We start from the raw sequence: 15,641 nt of genomic DNA, 5'->3' as shown, positions 1-15,641 counted from the left end.
CGTGGTGTCGCCGCGCCGCAGCCCGCGGGCGTGCAGGGCGCGGGCGTAGTGGTCGGCGAGTGCGGCGAGGTCGCCGCGGGTGGCGCGGACCCGGACGGCGCCGGTGCGGGTGGTGCCGAGGATCGCCGGTCGGTGGGGGTCGCGGCGCAGGGCGTGGCCGAGGGCGTCCAGCATCAGCGGGGGTCCTCTCCCTGACGGCCGGGCCCCTTGTCGAGGTACCAGCGGGCGGTGCCGAGCACGCCGTAGGCGCGGAGCCTGCGGGTGGAGTTCTCCACGACCATGCCGGGCACGCGGACGATCGCCGTGGTGTGGCGCCGGACCCGGTTCAGGAACAGCCGGTCCGTGGGCGAGGGGCGGCGGGGCATGCCGCCGACGGCTTCGTACAGCGCGGCGGTGACGGCCATGTTGTTCCCGGCGTGCATCCGGTAGGGGGTGAGGTAGCCGTGACGGCGCCGGTGGGCGGGGCGGATGCGGCCGAAGAACGCGGCCGTGGCGACCAGGGCGCGGAACGCGGCCCGGGCCGCGGGCCCGTTCTCGTCGCGGCGGGCCGTGATCCGGCCGCAGGCGAGGCCGGCCCCGGCGGTGAGGGCGGCCCGGGCGGCGGCGGTCCAGCCGGGGTGCGGCAGGCAGTCGGCGTCGGTGCGGGCCAGCAGGCGGGCGCCCTGCCCGATGGCGTGGCGGAAGCCGGTGTCCACCGCGCAGCCGACGCCCTTCTCCGGTTCCCGCAGGACGTGGACGGGGAACGGCGCCCGGGCGGCGAACCGTTCGGCGAGGTCGGCGGTGCCGTCGGTGGGGCGCTGTCGACGACGGCGAGGGTGAAGTCGCGGTCGTGCTGGGCGGCGAGCGCGTCCAGCGTGCCGCCGAGGCGGGCGGCCTCCTGGTGGGCGGGCACGATCACCCACAGCGCGGTCATGCGTGCTCCCAGACCATCGTCATGATGCTGATCCCGCCGCCGAGTCCCACGAACAGCAGCTTGTCGCCGGGGCGCAGCCCGTCGTGGACCCGGTCGAGCTGGACGCCCAGGCTGGCGCTGGCGACGTTGCCGAGTTCGGGCACGGTGACCACGAGGCGGTCCTCGGGCACGCCGGTCATCTCGGCGAACCGCTCCAGGTAGGGCACGGTGACCTGGTGGACCAGGACGTGCCGGAAGTCGGTCCAGTCCAGGCCGGTGCGGGTCCGCATCCGGTCCAGGACGGAGGTGCCGACCTTCTCGAACACCTCGCGCAGTTCCTTGCCGTCGCCGCGGAAGTACGTGTGCTCGTCGCCGCGCGGGTGGCGGGAGCCGCCGCCGAAGATGCCGCCGACGCCCCAGTGCTCGGAGTGCGTGGAGGTGTCCACGTCGAGGATGCCGCCGCGTTCCACGGCCTGGAGGACGACGGCGGCGCCCGCGTCGCCGAAGGTGTAGCCGGCGAAGCCGTCGCGGAACTGGGCGAGGTCGGCGGGTCTGCGGCGCACGGCCCTGCTGGGGGTCTCGCCGGTGACGACGAGGGCGCGGTGTGCGCGACCCGCGAGGATCATGGTGCGGGCGAGGTCGATGCCGTTGACGAAGCTGTTGCACGCGTTGGTCACGTCCAGGGCGTGGGCGCGGGAGCCGAGCGCCGCCTGGACGATGTGCGCGGTGGCCGGTTCGACCATGTCGCGGGTGGCGGAGGCGAAGACCAGCAGATCGATGTCGAGGGGGTCGAGGCCGGCGCGGCCGAGGGCGGTGCGCGCGGCGCGCTCCGCGAGGGTGGAGGCGTACTCTCCGGGGCCCGCGGCGCGGCGGGTGGTGATGCCGGTCGCCCGCTCGAATATGCCGGGCGGCAGGGTGGGGCCGCCGGCGTCGGCGATGTCCCGGAGCAGCCGCCCGGAGTCGACGACCCGCTCCGGCAGGCTGGCGCCGACCCCGGTGACGCCGACGCGGACGGCGTCTGCGGCGGCGGTGTTCTGACTGTTCATGACCGGAGGATACGAACACCCGGGCGAGTCGTACGTGAGTACCCGTACTCATCCCGCGTGGGTGCGGGCCCCTGTGGGCCGCGCCCGGGGGCCCCGCCGCACCGCTGCCGGTGCGGCGGGAGCTCCCGTGCCCGGGCCCGGCGGTGCTCACAGGTGGCGGCGGATGTCCGGTGTGTGGCTCTCGTACGTCTTGCGGGCCGTGACGGCGGCCTCGCGCGAGGCGACTTCGGCGACGGGGACGTCCCACCACGCGTGGGCGCCGGGTGCGTCCGCGCCGGGAGGGGCGGTTTCGACGTACACGCAGGTGGGCCGGTCGGAGGCGCGGGCGGCCCGCAGGGCGCGGCGCAGTTCGCCGACGGTGCGGGCGCGCAGGACGTCCATGCCGAGGCTGGCGGCGTTGGCGGCGAGGTCGACGGGGAGCGGTGCGCCGCCGAACGCGCCGTCGGGGGTGCGGTAGCGGTAGGCGGTGGCGAAGCGTTCGCCACCGACCCGTTCGGACAGGCCGCTGATGGAGGCGTAGCCGTGGTTCTGGAGGAGGACGAGGTTGACGGGGAGGTTCTCCTGGACGGCGGTGACGATCTCGGTGGGCATCATCAGGTACGTGCCGTCACCGACGAGGGACCACACGGGCGTGCCGGGCGCGGCGAGTTGGACGCCGATGCCGCCGGGGATCTCGTAGCCCATGCAGGAGTAGCCGTACTCCAGGTGGTACTGGCGCCGGGAGCGGGCCCGCCACAGCTTGTGCAGGTCGCCGGGGAGGGAACCGGCGGCGTTCACGACGACGTCGTCGTCGCCCACGGTCTCGTCGAGGAGGCCGAGGACCTGGGTCTGGGTCGGCACGGCGGCCTCGTCGTCGGCGCGGTAGGCGTCGGCGACGACGCGTTCCCAGCGTTCCCTGCCCGCGCGGTACTCGGCCTCGTACGCGGGGGCGACGCGGTGTCCGGCCAGGGCCTCGGTGAGGGCCGTGAGGCCGGCGCGGGCGTCGGCGACGACGGTGCGGGCGGACATCTTGTGGGCGTCGGACGGGGCGATGTTGAGGTTGAGGAAGCGGACGCCGGGCCGGGCGAACAGGGTGGCGGAGGCGGTGGTGAAGTCGGTGTAGCGGGTGCCGACGCCGATGACGAGGTCCGCGGTGCGGGCGAGGTCGTTGGCGGCGGCGGTGCCGGTGTGGCCGATGCCGCCGAGGTCGGCGGGGTGGTCGTGGCGCAGGGAGCCCTTGCCTGCCTGGGTGGAGGCGACGGGGATGCCGGTGGCGTCGGCGAGGGCCCGCAGGGCGTCCTCGGCGCCGCTGTGGTGGACGCCGCCGCCGGCGATGAGCAGGGGGCGCTCGGCGCCGGTGACCGCCCGGACGGCCGCGGCGAGTTCGGCCGGGTCGGGGGCGGGGCGGCGCACGGTCCAGACGCGGTCCGCGAAGAACGCCTCGGGCCAGTCGTACGCCTCGGTCTGGACGTCCTGTGGCAGGGCGAGGGTCACGGCGCCGGTCTCCGCCGGGTCGGTGAGGACGCGCATCGCCCGCAGGGCGGAGGGGACGAGTGCCTCGGGGCGGGTGATCCGGTCGAAGGAGCGGGAGACGGGGCGGAGTGTGTCGTTGACGGACACGTCGGCGGCCACGGGGTGTTCGAGCTGCTGGAGGAGGGGGTCGGCGGTGCGGGTGGCGAAGGAGTCGCCGGGCAGCAGGAGGACGGGCAGCCGGTTGACGGTGGCGAGGGCGGCGCCGGTGACGAGGTTGGTGGCGCCGGGACCGATGGAGGTGGTGACGGCCATCGCGGAGAGCCGGTCGAGGTGGCGGGCGTAGCCGACGGCGGCGTGCACCATGGCTTGTTCGTTGCGGCCCTGGTGGAACGGCATGGCGTCCTCGCCGGCTTCGAGGAGCGCCTGGCCGAGGCCGGCGACGTTGCCGTGGCCGAAGATGCCCCAGGTGCCGGCGATGAGCCGGCGCCGGACGCCATCGCGTTCGGTGTACTGGGCGGACAGGAAGCGCACCAGGGCCTGGGCGACGGTCAGGCGGCGCGTGGCGGGGCTCATGCGGGGCGACCTCACTCGGACGGGGCGGTGTAGAGGGGGAGGCGGGGGTCGACGGGCTGGTCCGGCCAGGTGGAGCGGATCCAGGCGTGGTCGGGGTGGTCGCGGATCAGCCAGGCGCGTTCGGTGCCGGGCCCGGCCATGACGTTGAGGTAGTACAGGGTGTGGCCGGGTGCGGCGATGGACGGGCCGTGCCAGCCGTCGGGGATGAGGACGGTGTCGCCGTGCCGCACCTCGGCGAGGACATCGGTGCCCCGGCCGCGGCCGGACGGGGAGACCCGCTGGTAGCCGAGGCCGGGGGTGGCGCCGTGGGCGGCGATCTCGAAGTAGTAGACCTCCTCCAGCGCGGACTCCTCGCCGGGGCGGTGCTCGTCGTGCTTGTGCGGCGGGTAGGACGACCAGTTGCCGCCGGGGGTGATCACCTCCACGGCGATGAGCCGGTCGCAGGGGAAGACGTCCGCCGCGGCGAAGTTGTTGACCTGGCGGGAGCAGGTGCCGGTGCCGCGCAGTTCGACGGGGACACCGGAGGCGGGACCGTGGCGGGCGGGCAGGCGGCGGTCGCAGCGGGCCCCGGCGAGGGCGAAGCGGCCGCCGCCGGGGCTGGCGAGGGACACCCGGGCGTCGCGGGGCGCGTACGCGAAGTCGGTGACGGCGCGGAAGACGTCGGGACGGCCGGTGAGCGGGATGGTCCGGTCGTCGGCGGTGACGGTGCAGGAGCCGGAGAGGGGCAGCACGATCCATTCGCTGTCGCCGGTGTCGTAGGTGTGCCGGCCGCCGGGCGGCAGTTCGAGCACCCGCAGGCTCGTGTGGCCCCAGCCGGCGGAGTCCGGGTCGACGTCGACGGTGTACGGGCCGTGCGCGGCCTTGCCCGCGGGCAGGTGGTGGGTGGTGGTCATGGTGGGTGACTCCTCGTCACAGCGGGCCGGCGGCGGTGTCCACGGCGTCCTCCGCGCTGCCGCGGGCGGTGTGGAGCAGGGAGAGTCCGGCGATGGGTCAGGGACGGTGGGCGGGCGGGGCGTTGGGGCGCCACCGGCTCGTACGCGGGTGCCTGACCCGCGCGGCGGCGCGTGCGGAGCGCTGACGGTCACGTCGGCCCCCGCTCGGCTCCGCCGGCGGCGGGCGGGGGTCTGCGGGCGCGGGTGCCGGGAGCGGGCCTCTCCGGTGCCGCGGGCGCGGGGTGCGGGAGGCGGCGGGGTCCGCCCACATCCGGATCGGGACTTCGGTGCCGCGACCGCGGGGCGCGGGAACAAGCAGGACGGGGGCTGCCCGGCACGGCCCGTGCCGTGTGCGCGGAGGAACCTCGGCCGCCCGCCGGCCGGACCCGGAGGGGGACGGCACACGGACGGACAAGCAGACACGCACACGTCCACACACGCAGCCGCGCAGGGACATGCAGATACGCAGGCGCACAGGTGCGCAGACGGACAGGCGCGCAGACGGACAGGCGTGGAGGCGGACAGGCGTGGAGGCGGACAGGCGTGGAGGCGCGCAGACGCGCAGACGGACAGGCGGACAGGCATGCCGTGCGGGACTTCGCGGACACGGGCTAGTCGCCGGCGACGAGGGCGTCGAGCTCCGCCGCGGTGGGCATCGCGGACGAGCAGGCGAGCCGTGAGGCGACGACGGCGCCCGCGGCGTTGGCGTACCGCATGGTCCGCCGCACCTCCCAGCCGGAGAGCAGGCCGTGGCACAGCGCTCCGCCGAACGCGTCGCCGGCGCCGAGGCCGTTGACGACCTCGACCGGGACGGGCGGCACCTCGGCGGTGGTGCCGTCGCGGTGCACGGCGAGGACGCCGCGGGGTCCCTGCTTGACGACGGCGAGTTCGACGCCCGCCGCGAGCAGGGCGTCGGCGCAGGCCCGGGGGTCGCGGACGCCCGTGGCGATCTCGCACTCCTCGACGTTCCCGACGGCGACGGTGGCGTGGCGCAGGGCCTCGGCGTAGCGGGCGCGGGCCTGCGCCGGGTCGTCCCAGAACATGGGGCGCCAGTCGAGGTCGAAGACGGTCGGGCCGGCCTTCGCGCGGGCCGCCAGGGCGGTGAGGGTGGCGGAGCGGCTGGGCTCCTCACTGAGCCCGGTGCCGGTGACCCAGAAGATCCGGGCCCGGCGGATGGCGTCGAGGTCCAGTTCGCCGGGGTGGATCTCCAGGTCGGGCGCCTTGGGGCGGCGGTAGAAGTAGAGCGGGAAGTGGTCGGGCGGAAAGATCTCGCAGAACGTGACGGGCGTCGGGTAGGCGCCGACCGGGGTGACCCAGCGGTCGTCGACGCCGAACTCCTTCAGCGCCTGGTGGACGTACGTGCCGAAGGGGTCGTCGCCGGTGCGGGTGATGACCGCCGTGGTGCGGCCGAGACGGGCGGCGGCGACGGCGACGTTGGTGGCGGAGCCGCCGAGGAACTTGCCGAAGCTCTCCACCTGCGGCAGGGGCACACCGGTCTGGAGGGGGTAGAGGTCCACCCCCACGCGCCCCATGGTGATCAGGTCGAAGGTCTCGGGTGCGTCGGCCATGCGCGTCGCTCCTGGGCGTCGGGTCCGTACGAGGGCGTGAGGTCCGGGCCGGGCGGGCCGGTCCGGGTCTATGGCTTCCCCGGAATCCTTGTCCATACTTTGCACGGACCTACGCACGCGGTACGGATGTGGTTCCGGGCCCAGGGACGGACGGGGGGTGGACAGGCGTGGCCGTCCCGGCTCGTCTCCGGTCCCGTCGGCCGCGCCGCGGCCGCCGCCCCGGGCTCCCCCGGCCGCTTCCCGGGTCCGCCGCCCGTTCCCTGTCGCGCGCCGCGGGGTGCAGGACGGACGGACCACACGGACGCTGCGCCGCCTCGGCACCGCCCGGAGGAACCGGAGGAAGCGGACCGCGGAGCGGGCGGTGCGGGCGACGGGCACCGCGCCGGACGACCCGTACCCGCCCGTCGGCACGTTCTCCCGGCGGGGCGGCAGTCCACGGCGATCGGCCGCGCGGCGCCCCGGGCGCGCGTCCTCGTTCTCGACGCGCCGACGGCGGCGCCCGGCGCGCAGCAGTCGGAGGTGGCGTGGGAGCACGTCCGCGCGGCCCGCGACCGGGGTCCGGCTCCGTGCTCCTCCCCCGCCGCCCGCACCACGCCCGACCGGTCGGCGCCCGCGTCGGCGGCCCGTACCCGGGCACGATGGAACGGGACACCGCCCGCAGCGAAGGCACCCTGGAGGCACTCACCGACCACACGGCGGGCGGCGCGGGACCCGGCGCCCGCGCGCCCCGCGCAGGTCGGGGACGTGGACACGCCGGAGGCCGACGCGAGGTCGGTGACCGGGCCGCACCCCGGCCCGCCGTCCACCGCCACGGTCCCCGCGCCGGCTGCCCGGCCGCCCGCCGTCTCCGCTCCCGACGCACGCCCCGTCCCTCCTCACCCGCCCGTACGCGGGCGAAAGGACACGCCGCATGGACAGCACCGCCAGCACCCCCGCCCTGGACCGCATCCGGGTCGGCTCCGCGCCCGACTCGTGGGGCGTCTGGTTCCCCGACGACCCGCGGCAGGTGCCGTGGGAGAGGTTCCTCGACGAGGTCGCGGAGGCCGGCTACGAGTGGATCGAGCTCGGCCCGTACGGCTACCTCCCGACCGACCCGGCCAAGCTCGCCGACGAGACCGCCCGGCGCGGCCTGAAGGTCTCCGCCGGCACCGTCTTCACGTCCCTGCACCGGGGGCCGGCCGTCTGGGACGCCACGTGGGAACACGTCCGCCGGGTCGCCGGGCTGGCCGGCGCGGTGGGCGCGGGGCACCTGGTGGTCATCCCGTCCTTCTGGCGGGACGACAGGACCGCCGAGACGATCGAGCCGTCCGAGCTGACGGCTGAGCAGTGGGCGCACCTCACGAAGGGCATGGAGCGGCTGGGCCATGAGATGCGCGAGACGTTCGGCCTGGACGTCGTCGTGCACCCGCACGCGGACACCCACATCGACACCGAGGAGCACGTGGAGCGCTTCCTGGACTCCACCGACGGCGAACTGGTCGGCCTGTGCCTGGACACCGGCCACTACGCCTACTGCGGAGGCGACAGCGTGAAGCTGATCGAGACGTACGGCGAGCGCATCGGCTACCTGCACCTGAAGCAGGTGGACCCCGCCGTCCTCGCCGACGTCGTCGCGCAGGGGGTGCCCTTCGGCCCGGCGGTGCAGCGCGGCGTGATGTGCGAGCCGCCCGCCGGCGTGCCCGCCCTGGAGCCGGTGCTGGCCGCGGCCCAGCGGCTCGGCGTCGACCTCTTCGCCATCGTGGAGCAGGACATGTATCCCTGCCCGCCAGGGAAGCCGCTGCCCATCGCCGTACGCACCCGCAGGTTCCTGCGCTCCTGCGGCGCCTGACCGGCCCCGTCCACGGAAAGGGAACCCTCCATCATGACCCAGCGCACAGTGCGCGGACCGCTCGGTGTCGCCGTCATCGGCACGGGCCGCATGGGCGCCGACCACGTCCGGCGCATCGACCGGGTCGTCAGCGGGGCGCGGGTGACCGCCGTCGCGGACGTCGACGCCGAGCGGGTCAAGGAGGTCGCCGACGGCGTCGACGGCTGCACCCCCTACACCGACCCGGCCGCCGCCCTGGCGGCGCCCGACGTGGACGCGGTCGTCGTGGCCTCCCCCGGGCCCGCCCACGAGGCCGTGCTGTCGGCCGCGTTGGCGCGGGGCCTGCCGGTGCTGTGCGAGAAGCCGCTCACTCCGGACGCGGCGTCCGCGCTGCGCGTCATGGAGGCCGAGCAGCGGACCGGCCGGCGGCTGGTGCAGGTCGGCTTCATGCGCCGCTACGACCGGGAGTACCTGGACCTCAAGGCGCTGCTGGACGGCGGCTCCCTGGGCCGGCCGCTGATGCTGCACCACCGGCACCGCAACGCGGACAGCCCGCCCTGGTTCACGAACGAGATGCTGGTCAACGACTCCGTCGTCCACGAGATGGACATCACCCGCTGGCTCCTCGGCCAGGAGATCACAGCCGTGACGGTGCTGCGGCCCAGACCGTCGGGCAACGCCCCGGGCGGGCTCGACGACCCGCAGTTCGTCGTCTTCGAGCCCGACGGCGGCGCACTCGCCGACGTCGAGATCTACGTCAACTGCCGGTTCGGCTACCAGGTGCAGGCCGAGGCCGTGTGCGAGAACGGCACGGCCCGCGTGGGCGACGCCAGCGGGATGCGCGTCGACACGGCCGGGCGGTGGGGTGGTGGGATCGCGGCGGGCTTCGTGGAGCGGTTCGAGGCGGCGTACGACCGGCAGGTCCAGGCGTGGGTGGACGCCACCCGGCGCGGTGAGGTCACCGGGCCGAGCTGCTGGGACGGCTATGCCGCGGCGGCGGTGTGCGAGGCCGGGGTGCGGGCCCAGGCAGAGGGCCGCCGGGTGGAGGTCGAGCTCGCGCCCCGCCCGGCCCTCTACCGCTGACCACCGCGGACGCGCCGCCGGACGGAGCAATCGCGGGGCGGGACGGTGCGGGGTCCCCAGAGTGTGCGGGGACGACACCCCTCCCCACCGCCCCCCTCCGAAGGGACAGCACTCATGCGGGTTCGCTTCTTGTTCACCGCCCCGGCCCTGGCGTTCGCGGCCCTCACGGCCGGTGCGGGCGGCGCCGCCGCCGACGACACGCCGTGGGGGCCGTTCGGCCAGGGCAACGTCGTCCAGCGCGAGGAGAGCCGGCCGGTCAACCACTGCGGCAACGACTGGACGCACCCGTCGGGGGCCCACTCCGGCAGCCGGGGCGGGCCGGAGGGGAACGTCTGCGTCAACGGGATGTGACGCGGTCCTTCAGGTGGACAGCGGGTGACCGGTCGTCGCGTCGACGTGGGCGGGGACGTCGTCGTGGCGGTCCCCCACCGACGAGGTGCCGGTCGGTTCGAACAGCAGGATCGCCGCACCGGTCGGCGCGTAGGGCCGGTGCTCCGTGCCCCTCGGGACCGTGAAGACGGCCCCCTTGGCGAGCCTGACCGTCCGCTCCCCCGCCGGTTCGCGCAGGGAGAGGAACAGCTCACCGTCCAGGACCAGGAAGAACTCGTCGGTGTCGTCGTGCGCGTGCCACAGGTGCTCGCCCCGCACCTTGGCGACGCGTACGTCGTAGTCGTTGACGGACGTGACGATGCGGGGGCTCCACAGCGCGTCGAACGAGGCGAGGGCGTCGGTGAGGAGGACGGGTTCCTGGGTCATGGCGCCATCCTTGCCGCTTCCGCACGACCCGCACGAGTGCTAGGAATCGCATATGCCGCACGATTCCTCGCACCGCTCCCCCGGCCGGGCCGCTCACCGCGTCGTCGTGGTCGTCGACGCGAACTCCAACCCGTTCGAGCTGGGCTGCGCCACCGAGGTCTTCGGACTGCGGCGCCCGGAGATCGGCCGGGACCTGTACGACTTCCGGCTCTGCTCGCCCGCCCCCGGCACGCTCATGCGGGACGGCTTCTTCACCCTCACCGGGGTGGCGGACCTGGAGGCGGCCGACACCGCGGACACCCTGATCGTCCCGAACAGGCCGGACGTGGAGGTGCCCCGCCACCCCGACGTCCTGGACGCGGTACGGCGCGCCCACGCACGCGGTGCGCGCCTGGTCGGCTTCTGCAGCGGGGCCTTCACCCTGGCCGAGGCGGGGGTGCTGGACGGGCGGAGAGCCACGGCGCACTGGCAGTGGGCGGACGCGTTCCGGGCCCGCTTCCCCTCCGTACGGCTCGAAGAGGACGTGCTGTTCGTGGACGACGGGGACGTCCTCACCTCGGCGGGCAGCGCGGCCGCACTGGACCTGGGGCTGCACATCGTGCGCCGCGACCACGGGGCGGAGGTCGCCAACGCGGTCAGCCGCCGACTGGTCTTCGCCGCCCACCGGGACGGCGGGCAGCGGCAGTTCATCGAACGGCCCGTGCCCGACGTCCCGGACACCTCCCTCGCGCCGCTCCTGGCGGGGGCCCAGGGGCACCTCGACCGGCCGCTGACGGTCACCGATCTCGCGGAGCGGGCGGCGGTCAGCCCGGCGACCCTGCACCGCCGGTTCCGCGCCCAGCTCGGCACGACCCCGCTGGCCTGGCTCACCGGGGAGCGGATCGCGCTGGCGTGCCGGCTGATCGAGCGGGGCGAGCCGCGCCTGGACGTCGTCGCCCGGCGCAGCGGCCTCGGCACGGCGGCGCGTCTGCGGACGCTGATGCGGCGGGAGACGGGGCTGTCCCCGTCGGCGTACCGGCGCCGCTTCGGGCCCTCGCCCGCCACGGGCTGAGCCCGTCCGGGGCCCGGGGCGCCCCGCGGTCCGGGCCGGGACAGGGCCGGGCCCGCCCGCGGCGCGTCCGGTGCGGCGGGCCCGTGCGCGGTCTCCGGCGTCACCTCGCCATGTGGTGCCCCCGGTTGCCGCGCCGCAGGACGGCCGTGACGTCGCCGGAGCGCACGGCTTCGACGACTTCCTGGTGGAGGTCGCGGCTCTCCCTTTCCGACGCGCACGGCACGGGGCTGCCGGTGATCGTGTACCAGTCGGAGGAGCCGCTGTACTGCACGGTGACGATGGCCTGGCCGTCGGTCCACGTCGTGTGCAGGCTGAGGTCGCCGTGGACGCGGCCCACCTCGTCGGTGGGCACCCCGCCCGCTGCGGCGAACACTCCCGTCGTTGTCCAAGAAGCCCACGTCATGGCGCTCACCTTCCTGCCGCACGTTCCTCAAGCCCATCGTCCACCACGCGGGCCGTCGGCGGCAGGCCCGAACGGCCCCGGCGCGTCGGACGGCGCCCGGCGGGCGGGTCGCGGCCGGGGACGTTCGGCCCACTGCGGCCCGGCCCCGGGCCGGAGCACCATGGAGGCAGGACGAGCCGGACGCGGAGTCGGAGGTGCGTCATGAGGAACCACTTCCCGACAGGTCCGGGGCCCGGGGGCGGGCAGGGCCGTGGGCACGACCGGACCGGTCGGCCGGCCCACCACCGGCACGGGCCCGCGGACGGCGCGCGGAGCCCGCTCGTACGGCCGGTGGACCGGCTCCAGCGGCGGGTCGACAGGATGCTGCTCGTGCTGCTGCTGGTGGCTCTGCCGTTGACGGCCTGGCTGGCGGGTTCCGTGACGTACGCCCAGTCGCAGGACGCGGCGGCCGCCCAGGAGGCGACGCGACGCCCCGTGTCCGCCCGGCTGCTCCAGGACGCCGTACCGGCCGGCCGGAGCGGCACGGCCGGCGCGGCGACGGCGCGGGTGGAGTGGCGCGACGGCGCGTCCACCCGGGACGCCGCGGCCCCCGTGGAGCCTGGAGCGCGGGCCGGGGACGTGACGACCGTGTGGCTGGACCGGGGCAGCGGCAAGGTCACCACCGCGCCCCTCAGTCCGTCTGCGGTGGCCTCCAGCACCGTCGCCGCCACGGTGGTGGCGGCCGGGGCCGCGACCCTGGCGCTGGGCGGCACCCGTGCCGGCGTCCACCGCGCCCTCGACCGTCGGCGGTACGGCGAGTGGGACGCGGAGTGGGCCCGTGTGGAGCCCCGCTGGACGGGGCGGGACGGCGACGACCGCGTGTGACGGCCCCGGGCGGTGGCCCCCTCAGGGCCGCCCGGGGTTCGAGGGCGGCGTGCTGCTGCGGGCCTCCGGGGCGGGGCCGGGGCCTTGCAGCGGTGGGGCGGGCGGCCGGCACGTGGGGCCGCCCGCCGCCGCACGTCTCGGCTGCCGCGGTCGACGGTGACCGCACGGCCGGCTGTGGATCTGCTCCGCGGCCGCCGGCGGGGCGTATCCGTGCTCACGCACGGCGGTCGCGGAGGCACGGGGCGCGGTGTCCCGGAGCGGGACCGGCCAGGGGCGGGACCGGCCAGGGGCGCCGACGGCCCGGGGGCGCTGGAGGGCGGGTGTGTCGCGGCGGCGCTGCCGGTCCGGTAGGACGGGCCTGCTGCCCGGTCCGTCCGTGGTCTGGCCGGAGCGGGCGGGCGGGAGCCGGCGGCAGAAGCGGCCCTTGCCCACCCGGCCGGGGTGGCGCCTGACCCGCCGTCGACGTGAGCGCCCGGATGCCGGGGCGGGGGCTCCCCGCGCCGGGCGGGTGTCGGCGCGGGGAGAGGCGTCGGCGTCAGGCGGGGAGCGCCGCGCGGCAGTCGGGGTGGCCCCAGCGGGCCCCCACCTTGGCGATCGGCTCGCCGGCCGCGTAGGACCGCCCGCACGGGCAGGTGCCGCGGAACTTCGCCTTGATCGTCCGCGACGCTCCGGCGCCGGCCGCACCGCCTGCGGCGCGCGTCCGGCCCGCGCTCTTCTGCCGGGCGGGCGCCGTGCGGGCCGGTGCGGGCACCGGCAGGTCGGCGGTGCCGAGGGCGGTGCCGGCGGCCTGCTGGGAGGCCGCCGCGTCGCTGGCCGCCTGGTCGGCCAGGGCGTTCAGGTGGTCGCCGTCCTCACGGTGCGCCGGCACGTAGCGGAACTCCACGTCCCGGTCGGCCAGCAGCGCGTCGATGCTCCGGACGAGGTCCTGGTTGGCGACGGGTTTGCCCGCGGCGGTCTTCCAGCCGTTGCGCTTCCAGTTGGGCAGCCACTGCGTCACGGCCTTCATGGCGTACTGGGAGTCCATCCGCACCTGGAGGGCGGTCCCCGGCGGTACGGCCTGCAGCAGGCGCTCCAGTGCGGTCAGCTCGCCCACGTTGTTGGTCGCGCGCCCCAGCGGGCCGGCCTCCCAGCGCTGCGGGCGCCCCTCCCCGTCGGCGATGACCCAGGCCCAGGCGGCGGGCCCCGGATTCCCCTTGGCCGCCCCGTCACAGGCGGCGATGATGCGTTCGGACATCCCCCGATCATGCCGCACCGGCAGAGCGGGGTGTGCCGGCCGCTGCCCGCCCGCCGCCGCGCGGCGGGCGCCGCGGACCCGATCGGCGCCGCTGCGGTGGTGGCCGCCGTGCGGTCCGGGTCGTATGGACCCTGCACGGGTCCGGTACGACCGAGAGGGCGGCGCAGTGGGCGGCACGGCACAGGCGGGCGGCGCGGGACGGCGCGAGGGCCGGGCGTACATCGGATCGTTCACGACCGGCGAGGGCCGGGGCATCACGATCGCGGCGGTGGACCCGGAGAGCGGCGCGCTGACCCCCCGGTCGGCGGTCGACGGCCTCGTCAACCCGTCGTGCCTCGCGCTCGGGGGCGGGGACGGCGGGGTGCTCTACGCGGTGAGCGACGCGGACCCGGGCGGGGTCGCGGCCTCCGCGCCGCCGACCGGGAGCACGGACGGCACGCCTGACGGGGCGCGCGCGTACCCGTCGGTCGTGCGTCCCTCGGCGGACGGGCGTTTCGTGTGGGTCGCGGTACGCGGCAGCAACCGCCTCCTGACGTACTCCCTCGCCGCCGGGGCGGACGCCCCGCGGCTCGCCTCCACCGTCGACTGCGGTGGCAGTTGGCCGCGGGACCTCGTGACGGACCCGTCGGAGCGGCGGCTGTACGTCGCCAACGAGTGGTCCGGGGACGTCACGTGGTTCGACGTGGACCCGGAGAGCGGCGCGCTGCGCCGGGCCGGCGCGGTGGAGGTGCCCGCGGCCGCCTGCGTGGTGTTCGCCTGACGGCGCGCTCGGCCCCGGCGCTCGCGGCGGGGCAGCGCGCGGGGCCGGTAGCGGGGACGGTGTCCGCTCCGCCCGGACCGGCCCGGTCGGTGTGACGCTCCGGCGCCCGGCGGCGCCGTGCAGGGGGACGCCCGACCGGTGCCGGGGCCGGGCCGTCCGCTCAGTGGGGTCGGAGCGGCCCCGTGGCGCGGCTGCGGTCTTCCGAGGCGGCGTCGATGGCCTCGTCCAGGATGTCCCGTGACAGGGCCGGCTCGGCCACGGCCCGGTCGATGCGGGCGCGCCGCGCGCAGTGGGCGACGTGCCACAGCCGGGCAGGGCCCCGGCCGCGGGGGCCGGGGCCGCCTGAGACGGTCGGCTAGCGGTGGCTCCACCGCTGGGACGCCTCGCCGGACACGCACGTGACGGTGGCGACGCCTCCGCCGGTGCCCAGGTCGAGGCAGCCGCCGTTGGACACGCTCCTGAGGGTGCCGTCGGACCCCGCGCGCCACTGGCGGGTCGGGTGGCTGTCGCAGCCCTTGACGAAGGTGGCCTGCCCGAGCAGGTTGGCGCTCAGGCACCCGCCGTCCTGCCGGTTGACGAGCCGGAAGGCCCCGCCCGAGGTGGCGCTGACGGTCCACTGGGCGGTGGAGTCGGCGCAGTCGCCGGCCCCGGCCGCGCCGAAGAAGGAGATCAGGCAGGCGCCGTTGGCGGCGTTGCGGTAGCGGAGGGCACCGGACGGGGGCGCGGGGGTGCTTCCGCCGCCGGAGGTGCCGCCGGACGCGGAGCCCGAACCGGACGTCGAGCCGGAGCCCGAACCGGATGTGGAGCCCGAACCGGACGACCCGGAACCGGAGGTCGTGGAGGAGCCGGAGGTGGACCCGCCGCCCGAGGCGGAGGTCTGACCGCCGGACGGGGAGCCCGAGTCGGCCGATCCGGCTCCCGTGGCCGAGCCGGACGCGGACCCCGAGGCGGAGCCCCCGCCCGGTCCCCCGCCGGTAGCGGATCCCGGCACGGCACCGGAACCCGCGCCGGACACGGCGCCCGGGCCGTGGCCCCCGCCCTGGCCGCCCGGCCCGCCGCCGCGCTCACCGTCCGGTTCCTGGCCGCCCGAGGACGGCGTGGCCCCGGCGTCCTGACCGCTCGGCGACGAGGAGGGCGGCGTTCCGGTCGCGCCGGTGGCCGGCGGCGCGGACGACCTGACGGCCTGGGTGACGCCCTTCGCCGACGACTGGGCGTCGCCG

The 15,641-nt window shown here is 76.4% G+C and carries 15 protein-coding genes; 6 read left to right on the top strand and 9 right to left on the bottom strand.

The window, feature by feature from the left end; genetic code table 11:
* Positions 1 to 173: 173 nt before the first annotated feature.
* The 5 genes from BJP40_RS00985 to iolC all read right to left on the bottom strand — a co-directional run bounded on the left by BJP40_RS00985 (position 174) and on the right by iolC (position 6,463).
* Positions 174 to 902: a glycosyltransferase family 2 protein gene (locus BJP40_RS00985; RefSeq protein WP_226962804.1), complete on the bottom strand. Its 729-nt coding sequence runs from the start codon at positions 900 to 902 to the stop codon at positions 174 to 176.
* Between the two features lie 7 nt (positions 903 to 909).
* A complete protein-coding gene (locus tag BJP40_RS00980; RefSeq protein ID WP_071277703.1) occupies positions 910 to 1,938 on the bottom strand; it encodes a 3-oxoacyl-ACP synthase III family protein in 1,029 nt (342 codons plus the stop codon).
* A gap of 147 nt (positions 1,939 to 2,085) precedes the next feature.
* The gene (gene iolD, locus BJP40_RS00975; RefSeq protein ID WP_071277701.1) at positions 2,086 to 3,963 is read right to left on the bottom strand and encodes a 3D-(3,5/4)-trihydroxycyclohexane-1,2-dione acylhydrolase (decyclizing); all 1,878 of its coding nucleotides are present in this window, start codon (positions 3,961 to 3,963) and stop codon (positions 2,086 to 2,088) included.
* 11 nt (positions 3,964 to 3,974) lie between these two features.
* A complete protein-coding gene (iolB, locus tag BJP40_RS00970) occupies positions 3,975 to 4,856 on the bottom strand; it encodes a 5-deoxy-glucuronate isomerase (protein WP_071277699.1) in 882 nt (293 codons plus the stop codon).
* Between the two features lie 650 nt (positions 4,857 to 5,506).
* A complete protein-coding gene (gene iolC, locus BJP40_RS00965; RefSeq protein ID WP_071277697.1) occupies positions 5,507 to 6,463 on the bottom strand; it encodes a 5-dehydro-2-deoxygluconokinase in 957 nt (318 codons plus the stop codon).
* 910 nt (positions 6,464 to 7,373) lie between these two features.
* Between iolC and BJP40_RS00960 the strand changes: the two genes are divergently transcribed.
* The 3 genes from BJP40_RS00960 to BJP40_RS00950 all read left to right on the top strand — a co-directional run bounded on the left by BJP40_RS00960 (position 7,374) and on the right by BJP40_RS00950 (position 9,704).
* Positions 7,374 to 8,291: a sugar phosphate isomerase/epimerase gene (locus BJP40_RS00960; RefSeq protein ID WP_071277695.1), complete on the top strand. Its 918-nt coding sequence runs from the start codon at positions 7,374 to 7,376 to the stop codon at positions 8,289 to 8,291.
* Positions 8,292 to 8,324: 33 nt separating this feature from the next.
* Positions 8,325 to 9,353 (top strand): Gfo/Idh/MocA family protein, encoded by a 1,029-nt coding sequence (locus BJP40_RS00955; protein WP_071277694.1) that lies wholly within the window; start codon positions 8,325 to 8,327, stop codon positions 9,351 to 9,353.
* 114 nt (positions 9,354 to 9,467) lie between these two features.
* Positions 9,468 to 9,704 (top strand): hypothetical protein, encoded by a 237-nt coding sequence (locus BJP40_RS00950; RefSeq protein ID WP_071271785.1) that lies wholly within the window; start codon positions 9,468 to 9,470, stop codon positions 9,702 to 9,704.
* 9 nt (positions 9,705 to 9,713) lie between these two features.
* Here BJP40_RS00950 and BJP40_RS00945 read toward each other — a convergent pair whose 3' ends face one another.
* On the bottom strand, positions 9,714 to 10,109 hold the full coding sequence (locus BJP40_RS00945) for a cupin domain-containing protein (RefSeq protein WP_071277692.1): 396 nt from the start codon (positions 10,107 to 10,109) through the stop codon (positions 9,714 to 9,716).
* Positions 10,110 to 10,161: 52 nt separating this feature from the next.
* On the opposite strand from BJP40_RS00945, the gene BJP40_RS00940 reads away from it, so the two are divergent.
* Positions 10,162 to 11,160, top strand: a complete 999-nt coding sequence (locus BJP40_RS00940; protein WP_071277690.1) for a GlxA family transcriptional regulator — start codon at positions 10,162 to 10,164, stop codon at positions 11,158 to 11,160.
* A gap of 100 nt (positions 11,161 to 11,260) precedes the next feature.
* On the opposite strand, the gene BJP40_RS00935 is transcribed toward BJP40_RS00940, so the two are convergent.
* Positions 11,261 to 11,563: a hypothetical protein gene (locus tag BJP40_RS00935; RefSeq protein ID WP_071271776.1), complete on the bottom strand. Its 303-nt coding sequence runs from the start codon at positions 11,561 to 11,563 to the stop codon at positions 11,261 to 11,263.
* A 201-nt stretch (positions 11,564 to 11,764) separates the two neighbouring features.
* On the opposite strand from BJP40_RS00935, the gene BJP40_RS00930 reads away from it, so the two are divergent.
* Positions 11,765 to 12,427 (top strand): hypothetical protein, encoded by a 663-nt coding sequence (locus BJP40_RS00930; RefSeq protein WP_143065871.1) that lies wholly within the window; start codon positions 11,765 to 11,767, stop codon positions 12,425 to 12,427.
* A 535-nt stretch (positions 12,428 to 12,962) separates the two neighbouring features.
* Here the strand turns inward: BJP40_RS00930 and BJP40_RS00925 are convergent.
* The gene (locus BJP40_RS00925) at positions 12,963 to 13,661 is read right to left on the bottom strand and encodes a ribonuclease H (RefSeq protein WP_071277688.1); all 699 of its coding nucleotides are present in this window, start codon (positions 13,659 to 13,661) and stop codon (positions 12,963 to 12,965) included.
* A 166-nt stretch (positions 13,662 to 13,827) separates the two neighbouring features.
* Here BJP40_RS00925 and BJP40_RS00920 point away from each other — a divergent pair, with 166 nt between their 5' ends.
* Positions 13,828 to 14,421 (top strand): beta-propeller fold lactonase family protein, encoded by a 594-nt coding sequence (locus tag BJP40_RS00920; RefSeq protein WP_071277686.1) that lies wholly within the window; start codon positions 13,828 to 13,830, stop codon positions 14,419 to 14,421.
* A 355-nt stretch (positions 14,422 to 14,776) separates the two neighbouring features.
* Here BJP40_RS00920 and BJP40_RS00915 read toward each other — a convergent pair.
* Positions 14,777 to 15,641, bottom strand: an 865-nt coding sequence (locus BJP40_RS00915; RefSeq protein WP_143065870.1) for a ricin-type beta-trefoil lectin domain protein, incomplete at its 5' end; no start/stop codon positions are given.

Source organism: Streptomyces sp. CC53 (assembly GCF_001865245.1).
In the GTDB taxonomy this organism is placed as follows: Bacteria; Actinomycetota; Actinomycetes; order Streptomycetales; family Streptomycetaceae; genus Streptomyces.
Note: the sequence above shows the minus strand (reverse complement) of the source record. Positions and strands in the feature narration are given on the sequence as shown.

Excerpts from the sequence above, each read along its gene's own strand:
- BJP40_RS00980 (WP_071277703.1), bottom strand. The coding sequence starts at position 1,938 with ATGAACAGTCAGAACACCGCCGCCGCAGACGCCGTCCGCGTCGGCGTC.
- iolD (WP_071277701.1), bottom strand. The coding sequence starts at position 3,963 with ATGAGCCCCGCCACGCGCCGCCTGACCGTCGCCCAGGCCCTGGTGCGC.
- iolB (WP_071277699.1), bottom strand. The coding sequence starts at position 4,856 with ATGACCACCACCCACCACCTGCCCGCGGGCAAGGCCGCGCACGGCCCG.
- iolC (WP_071277697.1), bottom strand. The coding sequence starts at position 6,463 with ATGGCCGACGCACCCGAGACCTTCGACCTGATCACCATGGGGCGCGTG.
- BJP40_RS00960 (WP_071277695.1), top strand. The coding sequence starts at position 7,374 with ATGGACAGCACCGCCAGCACCCCCGCCCTGGACCGCATCCGGGTCGGC.
- BJP40_RS00955 (WP_071277694.1), top strand. The coding sequence starts at position 8,325 with ATGACCCAGCGCACAGTGCGCGGACCGCTCGGTGTCGCCGTCATCGGC.
- BJP40_RS00950 (WP_071271785.1), top strand. The coding sequence starts at position 9,468 with ATGCGGGTTCGCTTCTTGTTCACCGCCCCGGCCCTGGCGTTCGCGGCC.
- BJP40_RS00945 (WP_071277692.1), bottom strand. The coding sequence starts at position 10,109 with ATGACCCAGGAACCCGTCCTCCTCACCGACGCCCTCGCCTCGTTCGAC.
- BJP40_RS00940 (WP_071277690.1), top strand. The coding sequence starts at position 10,162 with ATGCCGCACGATTCCTCGCACCGCTCCCCCGGCCGGGCCGCTCACCGC.
- BJP40_RS00935 (WP_071271776.1), bottom strand. The coding sequence starts at position 11,563 with ATGACGTGGGCTTCTTGGACAACGACGGGAGTGTTCGCCGCAGCGGGC.
- BJP40_RS00930 (WP_143065871.1), top strand. The coding sequence starts at position 11,765 with ATGAGGAACCACTTCCCGACAGGTCCGGGGCCCGGGGGCGGGCAGGGC.
- BJP40_RS00925 (WP_071277688.1), bottom strand. The coding sequence starts at position 13,661 with ATGTCCGAACGCATCATCGCCGCCTGTGACGGGGCGGCCAAGGGGAAT.